Source organism: Paenibacillus amylolyticus (genome assembly GCF_050990605.1).
In the GTDB taxonomy this organism is placed as follows: domain Bacteria; phylum Bacillota; class Bacilli; order Paenibacillales; family Paenibacillaceae; genus Paenibacillus; species Paenibacillus amylolyticus_H.
This window is the reverse complement of record NZ_CP158832.1, coordinates 4,095,063-4,106,837: the sequence shown is the minus strand read 5'-3', so window position 1 is coordinate 4,106,837 and position 11,775 is coordinate 4,095,063. Positions and strand designations below refer to the sequence as shown.

At 46.4% G+C, this 11,775-nt stretch carries 8 protein-coding genes; 7 read left to right on the top strand and 1 reads right to left on the bottom strand.

The annotated features are described in order from the left end of the window. Window positions 1-164 precede the first annotated feature (164 nt). Window positions 165-878, top strand: coding sequence for a hypothetical protein (locus tag ABTV53_RS18395; RefSeq protein WP_017687552.1), 714 nt, complete (start codon window positions 165-167; stop codon window positions 876-878). Window positions 879-963: 85 nt separating this feature from the next. Here ABTV53_RS18395 and ABTV53_RS18390 read toward each other — a convergent pair whose 3' ends face one another. Continuing rightward, entirely contained in the window at window positions 964-1,680 is a 717-nt protein-coding gene (locus tag ABTV53_RS18390) for a Crp/Fnr family transcriptional regulator (protein WP_433745041.1), read from the bottom strand. A 428-nt stretch (window positions 1,681-2,108) separates the two neighbouring features. On the opposite strand from ABTV53_RS18390, the gene adhE reads away from it, so the two are divergent. The 6 genes from adhE (at window position 2,109) to ABTV53_RS18360 (ending at window position 11,768) form a co-directional block, all read left to right on the top strand. Continuing rightward, window positions 2,109-4,721, top strand: a complete 2,613-nt coding sequence (adhE, locus tag ABTV53_RS18385; protein WP_433745038.1) for a bifunctional acetaldehyde-CoA/alcohol dehydrogenase — start codon at window positions 2,109-2,111, stop codon at window positions 4,719-4,721. Between the two features lie 640 nt (window positions 4,722-5,361). Then, a complete protein-coding gene (gene pflB, locus ABTV53_RS18380; RefSeq protein WP_433745036.1) occupies window positions 5,362-7,620 on the top strand; it encodes a formate C-acetyltransferase in 2,259 nt (752 codons plus the stop codon). An 83-nt stretch (window positions 7,621-7,703) separates the two neighbouring features. Next, on the top strand, window positions 7,704-8,456 hold the full coding sequence (gene pflA / locus ABTV53_RS18375) for a pyruvate formate-lyase-activating protein (RefSeq protein ID WP_278294246.1): 753 nt from the start codon (window positions 7,704-7,706) through the stop codon (window positions 8,454-8,456). 178 nt (window positions 8,457-8,634) lie between these two features. Further along, entirely contained in the window at window positions 8,635-10,002 is a 1,368-nt protein-coding gene (locus ABTV53_RS18370; RefSeq protein ID WP_433745033.1) for an extracellular solute-binding protein, read from the top strand. Window positions 10,003-10,053: 51 nt separating this feature from the next. Further along, the gene (locus tag ABTV53_RS18365; RefSeq protein WP_433745030.1) at window positions 10,054-10,938 is read left to right on the top strand and encodes a carbohydrate ABC transporter permease; all 885 of its coding nucleotides are present in this window, start codon (window positions 10,054-10,056) and stop codon (window positions 10,936-10,938) included. Then, window positions 10,938-11,768 (top strand): carbohydrate ABC transporter permease, encoded by an 831-nt coding sequence (locus ABTV53_RS18360; RefSeq protein ID WP_433745027.1) that lies wholly within the window; start codon window positions 10,938-10,940, stop codon window positions 11,766-11,768. Before ABTV53_RS18365 ends, ABTV53_RS18360 begins: the two co-directional genes overlap by 1 nt. The last annotated feature ends 7 nt before the right edge of the window (window positions 11,769-11,775 follow it).

Sequence of the window (11,775 nt, the reverse complement as noted above, 5' to 3'; positions counted from 1 at the left end):
GATTGGAGAGCCTGTGTGCAGGCTCTCTTTCTTTTACAAGCCTTATTTGGAGGCGGTCCCCTATAAAAGTAACGGCTTTGACACTTTTTTTTGCCGAAGGTTGTGCCATAATAGAGGTTATGGACAACAGGGTGAATGATTTTACGCAGGGTGGTGTTACCTACATGATGAAGAAAATCCCCGGTTACATAGGTGTATGTTTGCTCCTACTGGCGATCTTGGCTGGTTGTAGTGAGACACAGCCTTCTGAGCAGCCAATTGTCAAAGAGACAGAAACAGCGAATACGATCACAGTGGCTGTAGATGGCAGTACATTTTTGCCTGATGCAACAAAGTCCATTAAGCGAGATTTTAGTGAGGGTTTGACACTCAAAAAGGCATTACTCAATAGCGGACTGGTTGATTTTACGGCAGATGGCAAACGGATTCAATCCGTCGGTGAAGTTTCTCTGGATTCTTCGCTTAGCTGGGCTGTCAAATTGAATGGCAAGGATATTGAACAGGAAGATTGGGACATGGAGCTTCATGCCAAAGATGAAGTGATCATTTACGTGAAAGCCGCTGACAGTGGGGGGGATGGCGTTGCATATCAGACAACGTTACTCAAGGTTAGCGGTGGAAACATTATGCCAACCCTTAATCGTCAATATGCCGGCGTCTACGTTCAAGAGTGCACCGTTCGCGATGTGTTGAAGTCCAGCGGCATTGTAAGAATGTCGGAAAACAACAAATTTGTCGTTTCAGTCGAGAATGTCACACCCCGCATGAATGAGCGGTGGGTTATTATGGTGAATGACAAAGAATTAATGGAAAATGGTTTGGACATGAAATTGAATCCACGTGATGCGGTGAAGCTTGAATTGACCAATGCATCCTAAGTATACCAAGAAGCCCAATTTCTGTTTAGAGAACTGGGCTTTTTGCATTAATATATAAGCAACTTCCGATTAGCATAATCAAATATTAAATACGACAGATCTCGTTCGGACAAAGTTCACAATGACAGATGCCTTGCAGCATCTTCAGATCTTTGACGACGATCATGCCATTGTCATATTCAATCGCATCTTTCTTGCGCAGATCGCTTAACATGCGGTTTACACTTTCACGGGTAGCTCCAATCATGTTGGACAGGTCCGTGTGGGTAATTTTTTTGTGAATAATGACATGTTCTCCATGAGGCTCACCATACGAATTCGACAACCGAATGAGAGTGGAGCAGAGTGCACCCGGTTTGCCATATAACATGAGATCCCGGAACTTGGTCTGTGTTAACCGGTGGTGGATGCCCATCCATTTCATAAAATCGATCGCAAAGTCACAATGCTGGCAGATTAACATCTCCAAGTCTTTATGCTCCAGTACACCGATTTCACTATCCTCTAATACTTCCGCTGAGAAGCTGTGTTTAGAGCCAAAGAAGGGATCAGCCTGCCCGATCATATCACCGGATTGATACATGTACATGATCAGTTCCTTGCCTTCATCCGTGGATTTGGTGATCTGGGCACGACCTCGTTTCATATAATAAAGTTTGTCAGAGATGTCACCTTCCCAGTACAGATGTGTACCTTCCGGATAAGTTCTATCTTTCATGGTAACCAGCAGATGGTTGAAATTCGCTTCCGAGAAACAGTTAGTATTACCGCGCTTTTCCAGTACAGTTGTTAGTTCTCTCATAAGTATCTCCCCTTTATGTCCATCGGACGACCTTCTGTAGCAAGCAGTAGCCTCCGAGGTTCGCCGCAAACCGGTGCCGTCCTGATCAGGGTCATCTCGGCCGGGAGGAAGGACGGTACAAATTGCGGTGGTTCAATTTTTAAGTTCAGTATATACCTAATCTTACCGTTTGAGGGGGAAGGAAAGGGGGCAAAAATGACGAAATTTCAAACATTGTGATTAAATTCACTTTTGATGGAGAGGATGAATTGTACAGCCCTATATTTTAAATAGGAAGCGAAAATGGTCGTATGAAGGACACTACAAAACTTAAATTAAATTTGTTATACTTTGTGAAAAAAATCACATATTTAACCTTTTACCCATGGTACGATGTGAATGTAAAGAAGAGAGACAAACCAATACGAACCTTTAGGAGGATGAGGGAGATGGCTGTAAAGAACGAAGTCGCCCCAGCAAAAGAACCGACAGCAGGTCAGTATATTCAAACGTTAATTGACAAAGCGAATAAAGCACACGCCGCATTCATGAAGATGGACCAGAAGCAGATTGACCGGATTGTGCAAGCAATGGCGCTTGCGGGGCTAGATAAACACATGATGCTCGCCAAGATGGCCGTAGAAGAAACAGGCCGCGGAGTATATGAGGATAAAATCACCAAAAATATATTTGCTACAGAATATGTGTATCATAGCATTAAATATGACAAAACGGTAGGTGTAATTGAAGATAATGAGTACGAAAGCTTCCAGAAAATTGCGGAGCCGGTTGGGATCATCATGGGGATCACCCCAGTAACGAACCCAACATCAACAACGATGTTTAAAGCACTGATCTCCATCAAGACACGTAACCCGATTATCTTTGGTTTCCACCCATCTGCACAGAATTGTAGCCGGGAAGCTGCCAAAATCCTGCGTGATGCAGCGGTGAAACATGGTGCACCAGCAGATTGTATTCAGTGGATTGATGATCCTTCCATGGATCGTACGAATGAACTGATGAATCACAATGATGTGGCTCTCATTCTGGCAACAGGCGGATCCGGCATGGTACGTGCAGCGTACAGCTGTGGTAAACCTGCACTGGGCGTAGGACCGGGTAACGTACCTTGCTTTATCGAGAAAAGCGCGGATATCAATCAGGCAGTAACGGATTTGATTCTGTCCAAGTCTTTCGATAACGGCATGATCTGTGCTTCCGAACAAGCAGTAATTATTGAAGAACCAATCTTTGATCAAGTGAAGAAAAAAATGATCACGAATGGCTGTTACTTTGTTAACAAAGATGAAGCAGCAAAATTGACAGCAGGTGCAATTAATGCCGAGAAATGTGCAGTGAACCCGGCGATTGTGGGTCAATCTGCGGTGAGCATTGCGAAGTTGTGCGGTATCGAAGTTCCTGCAGGCACCAAAATTCTCGTGGCCGAGATTGAAGGAGTAGGTACCAAATTCCCATTGTCGGCAGAGAAATTAAGTCCGGTACTGGCTTGTTACAAAGTCAAAACGGCAGCAGAGGGCATTGAGCGTGCAGCAGAAGTGGTTGCTTTTGGCGGCATGGGTCACTCCTCGGTTATCCACTCCACAAATGAAGAAGTGATTGGCAAATTCGCAGATCGTCTGCAAACCGGACGGATTATTGTGAACTCACCATCCACACATGGTGCCATCGGGGATATCTACAACACAAATATGCCATCATTGACACTGGGATGCGGATCATATGGACGTAACTCGACTTCTTCCAACGTAACCGCTGTGAACTTAATCAATGTGAAAAGGGTGGCTCGCCGTACCGTGAATATGCAATGGTTCAAAGTGCCGAACAAAGTCTACTTCGAAAAAGGGGCAACGCAGTATCTTGCCAAAATGCCTGACATCACACGTGTGGCGATTATTACGGATGCCATGATGGTGAAACTTGGATATGTTGAAAAGGTAGAACACTATCTGCGTCAACGCCAAATGCCAGTAGCAATCGAAGTATTCTCCGATGTGGAGCCAGATCCATCCACAACAACGGTAGATCGCGGAACCGAAATGATGCGCCGCTTCCAACCGGACTGCATTATCGCACTCGGCGGTGGATCACCGATGGATGCTGCGAAAGCGATGTGGTTGTTCTATGAATATCCGGACACGGATTTCAACGATCTCAAACAAAAATTCATGGATATCCGCAAACGGATCTACAAATATCCACGTCTCGGCGTAAAAGCGAAATTTGTAGCCATCCCAACGACATCCGGTACAGGTTCCGAAGTGACATCGTTCGCGGTTATCACAGATAAAAATCAAGGTAACACCAAATATCCATTGGCCGACTATGAGCTGACTCCAGACGTAGCGATTGTCGATCCGGAATTCGTATACTCCCTGCCTAAAACGGCTGTAGCGGATACAGGTATGGATGTACTAACTCATGCGATTGAAGCTTATGTGTCTGTCATGGCGAATGATTACACGGATGGACTTGCGATCAAGGCAATCCAACTGGTGTTCCAATATCTCGAGCAATCGGCACTGCAAGGCGACAAACTGGCACGTGAGAAAATGCATAATGCTTCCACCATTGCCGGTATGGCGTTTGCCAACGCATTCCTGGGCATTAACCACAGCTTGGCGCATAAATGGGGCGGTCAGTATCACACCGCACACGGACGCACCAATGCAATCCTGATGCCGCACGTTATTCGTTACAACGCGAAAAAACCGACCAAATTTGCATCGTTCCCGAAATATTCGCACTTTGTAGCGGATGAGCGGTATGCCGAGATTGCACGGATTCTGGGATTGCCTGCACGTACGACAGAAGAAGGCGTAACCAGTCTCATCAATGCCATTCGCAAACTGAACAAAACATTGGGCATTGAAGAATCGTTCCAGGAAATCGGATTTGATGCCAAAGACTTTGAAGCACATGTAGATTATCTGGCTGACCGTGCCTTCGAAGATCAATGCACAACCGCCAATCCGAAGTTGCCGCTGGTAACTGAACTGGCTGATGTATACCGCAACGCTTTCTACGGAAAGTTTGAATAACAAATTTAGAACGAAGCGTGCCTTACGGCAAGAAGATCAGGGTTCCCCAAGAGGGGAGCCCCGATTGCCGTCTTTCACACAATAACGAGAGGGCAGAAAAACAGAAGAGCGAAGCGTCTGTTTTTCAGGATTTATTCTAAGATTTGATTTGCTCCGAGCATAGAGGAGCAAAAGGGTTCTAAAGAGGTTACACGGAATCCGTGATGTGGCTGCTTGAACCAGATGTTCACACAATAACGGAGAGGGCAGAAAAAACTGAAGAAGCGGAGCGTTCGCCTTTATCCCCGGATTTTCCCCTTTGAAATGTAAAATTGAAAAAATCCGGGGATAACAGCGATCGGAAGTTGTTCTGCCCGCGCAGTGGCTAAGTGTGAAACTAAAGAGGGTTCAATGGGACACAGCGCAGGTGGAGTGAGTTAGTTCACTGGCTTTGTGACAAAAATCACAGAAGATGAAAGTACCAAGTCGTATACTGAAAATGTAAGAAAAACATTCATCCCGCGGTTCCGGTTCCCAAGTAGAGAGAACATGTTCCGGTTTATGTGAAACAATTCACATTAATCGCGGCTCTGGGCACACAATGCTACGAATGAGGCAAGATGTTATGTGTCCAGAAATCCAAATTAGTGGAGGGATTAAGATGTCGGTGATTGAAAAAGATGTCAAACAACAAACAGGCTGGAGAAACTTTACCAAAGGAACATGGACCAAATCCGTAGATGTGAATGATTTTCTGGCACACAACTTGTCTCCGTATTACGGTGATGAAGCATTTCTCGCAGGTGCAACCCAGAATACCAAAGAATTGTGGGAGATTGTATCTGATCTGACCAAAAAAGAACGGGATAACGGCGGTGTCCTTGACGTTGATGTGAACACACCAGCGACGATTGTTTCTCACCAACCAGGTTATCTGGATCAATCCAAAGAGCAGATTGTCGGCGTTCAGACCGATGCTCCGTTCAAACGTTCCATTCAACCAACAGGCGGAATCCGGATGATGATTGATGCATGTGAAGCATACGGCTTCGAATTGCCTCAAGGTGTCATTGATATATTTACAAACATTCGCAAAACACATAATCAGGGTGTATTCGATGCTTATACTTCCGATATGCGTGCAGCGCGTAAAGCGGGGATTATAACAGGTCTGCCGGATGCGTACGGCCGTGGCCGGATCATCGGTGACTATCGTCGTGTAGCTTTGTACGGGGTGGACTTCCTGATCCGTAACAAAAAAGGGGAATTGAACGCACTCGAAGTTGATGTCATCGATGAAGATGTCATTCGTCTGCGGGAAGAATTGTCTGAGCAGATTCGTGCATTGCAAGAATTGAAGCAATTGGGCGAAATGCACGGGTTCGATATTTCCTTGCCAGCGACAACAGCGAAAGAAGCGTTCCAATGGTTGTACTTCGGTTATCTCGCTGCGATCAAAGAACAGAACGGTGCTGCGATGTCACTCGGACGTGTATCTTCTTTCCTGGATATCTACATTGAGCGTGACCTGCAGGAAGGCATTCTGTCCGAAGAACAGGCACAGGAATTGGTTGACCACTTCGTAATGAAATTGCGGATTGTCAAATTCCTGCGTACACCGGATTACAACGAATTGTTCAGTGGAGATCCAACATGGGTGACGGAGTCCATTGGTGGTATGTCTGTGAATGGTGAAACACGTGTAACCAAAAACAGCTTCCGTTTCCTGCATACACTGCACAACCTGGGACCTGCACCAGAGCCGAACCTGACTGTACTCTGGTCCACGAAACTTCCAGAAGCTTTCAAAAATTATTGCAGCAAAGTATCCATTGAAACCAGTTCAATCCAGTATGAAAATGATGATCTGATGCGTCCGATCTACGGAGACGATTATGGTATTGCTTGCTGTGTATCAGCGATGAAGATCGGTAAACAAATGCAATTCTTCGGCGCTCGTGCCAACCTGGCCAAAGCTCTCCTGTATGCGATCAACGGTGGCCGTGACGAGAAATCCGGAGCACAGGTCGGACCTGAGTATCCTGCCATTACAAGTGAAGTGCTGGATTACAATGAGGTCATGAAACGCTTCAAACCAATGATGGAGTGGCTCGCGAAGCTGTACATGAACACCCTAAACGTCATTCACTACATGCACGACAAATACAGCTATGAGCGTATCGAAATGGCGTTGCATGACCGTGACATTGTACGTACGATGGCTTGTGGTATCGCGGGTCTCTCGGTTACAGCAGATTCATTGAGTGCAATCAAATATGCCAAAGTAAAACCAGTTCGTAACGAACAAGGCATCGCGGTTGATTTTGAAATCGAAGGAGACTTTCCTTGTTACGGTAATAATGAAGACAGTGTAGACAGCATTGCTGTTGAACTGGTTGAGAACTTCATGGGCATGATTCGCAAGCACAAAGCTTACCGTAACGCAATACCAACGCAATCCGTTCTGACGATCACTTCCAACGTGGTATATGGTAAGAAAACAGGGACTACACCGGACGGTCGTAAAGCAGGTGAACCATTTGCTCCAGGTGCAAACCCAATGCATGGTCGTGACAAAAAAGGTGCACTGGCATCCCTTGGCTCTGTAGCCAAATTGCCTTATGAACACAGTCTTGATGGTATTTCCAATACCTTCTCCATCGTGCCAAAAGCCTTGGGTAAAGAAGAGACAACACGTAAATCCAATCTGACTGCGATGATGGATGGATACTTCGGTCAAAACGCTCATCACCTGAACGTTAACGTATTTGATCGTCAGCAACTGATTGATGCGATGGATCACCCGGAAAACTATCCGCAACTGACTGTACGGGTATCCGGCTATGCGGTTAACTTCATTAAACTGACTCGTGAACAACAGTTGGATGTCATTAACCGTACGTTCCATGGCTCGATGTAAGTAATTTGCAAATAGAAGACTGCTAGAGCGAGGCATTCCAACTCATATTAAACGCACAGCGGATACAGAAAGGAAGAGGCAACATGGTTAACGGACATATTCATTCACTCGAAACTTTCGGGACGGTTGACGGCCCAGGCATCCGCTTTGTGCTTTTTATGCAAGGATGTCTACTCAAGTGTCAGTATTGCCATAACCCTGATACATGGGCTCTGGATGGTGGCAAAGAAATGACGCTGGAGGAGGTATTGGCTGAAATTGAGCCGTATCTATCCTACTACCGCAGCTCTGGAGGCGGACTCACGATATCTGGCGGAGAACCAACGTTACAGGCCCACTTTGTAGCCGAAATATTTAAGGAAGTGAAGCGGCGCTGGGGATTGCATACGACACTGGACAGCAACGGATTTAACGAACCGGAACGGATTCACGATCTGTTGGATCATACAGACCTGGTTCTGCTAGACCTCAAACATATTGATGATGAGAAACACATCAAGCTGACAGGCAAATCCAACGAGAGAACGTTGAAGACAGCCAAGTGGTTATCGGAGCAGGGCAGGAAAATGTGGATACGCCACGTGTATGTGCCTGGCATTCATAACGAGGAAGAGGATCTGCTTAACCTCGGACGGTTTATTGGAACATTAAATGGCGTCGAGAAGTTCGAAATTCTTCCATACCATCAGATGGGGATCTACAAATGGGAAGCACTCGGCAAAGTATATCCACTGGATGGCGTTCCTTCCCCAAGTGAAGAAGAAGTGGAGCGGGCATATCGCCTGATCGAACAAGGTCGCCAGGAGACGGCTGGCGTGACTTGTCCCGGTAAATAATCTACCTTTATATATCAACCAAGCAGTCCTTGCGAACATGTTTCGCAGGGGCTGTTTTTTGTCCAGTGAAGGATTTTATCCCTCCATTGATGAATTGTCATCCTTACGATGTAAGCTCCGGCTTTTTATAATCAGAGTGTAAAGCCAAATGCTCAATATCTTGAGGAGGGTCAACCAGATGAAAAAAGGAATGACATTACTGCTTTCATTATTGCTTATCACTTCATGGACTTTGGCGGGATGCGCAAGCTCAAGTACCGAGCCACAGCAGGGCGCAGGCAATACACCTGCGGGGGAGACAAGTAAGGAACCGATTGAGATGCTTCTCCGCCACACTCAAGTAGGGGCTGACAAACAGAAAAGACTGGCCATTCTGCAGGATGTTGTGGACAAAGTTGAAGGTGAGATACCCAATCTGACCTTTACGCTGGATGGTGTCGAATCCGATGTGAATCGTAAGGAGAAGCTGCGCGGGGAGATGGCGGCAGGCAACCCGCCGGATATATTTGAACTGTTCGGTAGCCCGGATTCCAAAGTTTATGCCAAGGAAGGTATGCTGCTTGATCTGACCCCAATCCTGCAAGAGCTGGGCATTCAGGACCAGTTTACATCCCTTGAACCGTTTACGTATGAAGGCAAAGTATATGGACTGCCGATTGGCGGTTCGGGCGAAGGTTTTTTCTATAATAAAGAGTACTTCGAACAAAAAGGATGGAAAGCCCCAACTACCATGGCTGAATTGGACAATATACTGGCCGAGATCAAGGCTGATGACAAAGTGCCGCTTGCTTCCGCATCCAAGGCGGGCTGGGTTCCACTCATGTTAACCAACCACTTGTGGTCCCGCTATGCCGGGCCGGAGATTACGGCAAAGTTTGCAACAGGTGAAGCGAAGTGGACCGACCCTGGTGTCGTACAAGGTTTTGCCAAACATAAGGAATGGGTTGATAAGGGGTATTTCAAAAAAGGTGAACTGGGCTTCGAGTACGCCGAATATACCACGCAATTTACAAGCGGCGAAGCGGTGTTAATGTATGACGGAACATGGAAATCATCTGTATTCAAGGAAGGTCAGAGCGGTGAATCGCTCATTGGCAAGGTTGGATTCTTCAACATGCCTCCGGTAGAGAACGGCGCAGGTGATCAGACGTCTTTGATGCGAGATGTGAACAATGGATACGGATTCTCGGCAGCCGTGGCGGATGACCCGCAGAAGCTGGAAGCCGTAAAGGCTTTTATCAAAAATTTCTACAATGAAGATATGCAAATCCGCGGTCTTGTGGAAGACGGTGTGTTGCCTGCCATGAAGCTGGACGAGAAAGTGCTGACCGATAGCATTACCGATGATCTGATGAAAGAAATTGTGGCCGTGCTTAATGCGTCCAAGACGTCGTTCCCGGCATTTGATGCACTCGTTCAGGCGGATGTGACGACAGAGATCAGCAATCTGCAAATCCAGAAGTTGATTGGTGGGCAGACCACGCCAGAGAAAATGGCAGAAGAGCTGCAAAAGGTGCAGGAGGAAGCAAACGCTTCCGTGGAATAAACCAATCCAAGTTAAAACAGCGATCGTTGAAGTCACTGAAGGAGGCTGACCATGAATACTTCACTCCGCAGCCCGTTAATCTATACGTTGTTTGTAATGCCAGCCTTAATTCTGTTTGTGATGTTCTTCCTATATCCTATTGGCAGCTCCTTATATTACAGTCTGACGAGTTGGAATGGGGTATCGGCTGAGCCCCGTTTTGTGGGTTTATCCAACTATGTGAAGGCACTGACCGATGAACGATTTTGGATTTCCACACGGAATAATGGATTTTTCATCGGATTTTCCGTACTGATTCAGGTCCCCCTGATTGTTCTGTTTTCGCTTCTGATAGCCAATGTGAAAAAGCTGAAAGGTCTGTATAAAACGGCTGTTTTTTTACCATCCATCATGTCGACAGCCGTGATCGGTATCTTATGGGGGTTCATCTATGAGCCCAATATCGGACTGTTAAACAAAATGCTTCATGTGCTGGGCATCGATCCAATTTACTGGTTGTCTGATAACCGATTTGCCATGTTGTCCATTTTGGTGACCAATGCCTGGCAGTGGACGGGATTTTACATTGTCATGGTGCTGGCGGCCATACTGGCGATTCCCCGTGATCTGGATGAAGCGGCTGCAATCGATGGGGCAACGGCAGTGCAACGAGCAATGCGGATAACCTTGCCGCTGATTCGCCCGATCATTTCAGTGGTGATCATGTTGTCCATTGCAGGAGCCATGAAAGCAGCTGACATCGTGATTGTCATGACCAAAGGTGGGCCCGCTGGGTCCACCGAGGTTCTGGCGACATATATGATCAAATATGCGATTACCAATTTCAAATATGGTTATGGCAATACCATTGCGGTACTGATCTTTGCTCTGACGCTTGTGCTCACCGCGGTGTATCAACTGCTGGTGGCGAGGCGGAGCGAGAGGGTGGAATATTGATGGCAAAAAGCATAAGAAGCAGCATACCTCATGTGTTGTTAATGTTGTACTTGATCGCGATTTTATTTCCCTTTTTATTTGTCATCTTCTCTTCCTTCAAGCAGGATAACAATGAAATCGCCCTGAATCCATTCGGTTTGCCGACAACATGGGAGTTTAACAATTACGTGGAGGCTTGGGTGAATGCAAAGATTGGCACGTATTTCTGGAACAGCCTGTACATTTCGATTCTGTCGTCCGCATGCACGATTGTGCTCGGTGCCATGTTTGCTTTTGCCGTAACCCGGATGAGACACCGAAGATGGAGTCTGTTTCTGTACAGCCTGATTCTGGCAGGTATGCTTATTCCCAACAATGCACTCATGCTGCCGATCTATCTGCTTGTACGCAAAATGGGCATATTGGATACACATCTGGCATTGATCGTGCCCTACGTGGCGAATGCGATCCCCTTTACCATTATTATACTGGCGGCTTTTATGCGTTCACTCCCTGGAGAAATTGAGGAAGCGGCGGTCATGGACGGCTTGAGGGCCCCGGGTATCTTTGCTAAAATAGTGATACCTCTTACGATTCCGGCTATTGTTACCGTTTTTATCGTTAATTTCCTCGGCAACTGGAATGAATTTTTGCTCGCCAACTATTTCTTATCCACCGATAAATTGCGTACGCTGCCAGTAGGCATGGTCCAGTTTCGGGATCAATATCAGATGAACTATGCCCAGATGTCCGCAGGTATTGTATACAGTGTTGTACCTGTACTTGTGATCTACGCAATACTTCAGGAGAAAATTATTGAAGGCGTAACTGCAGGTGGTGTCAAAGGTTAGTTAATAC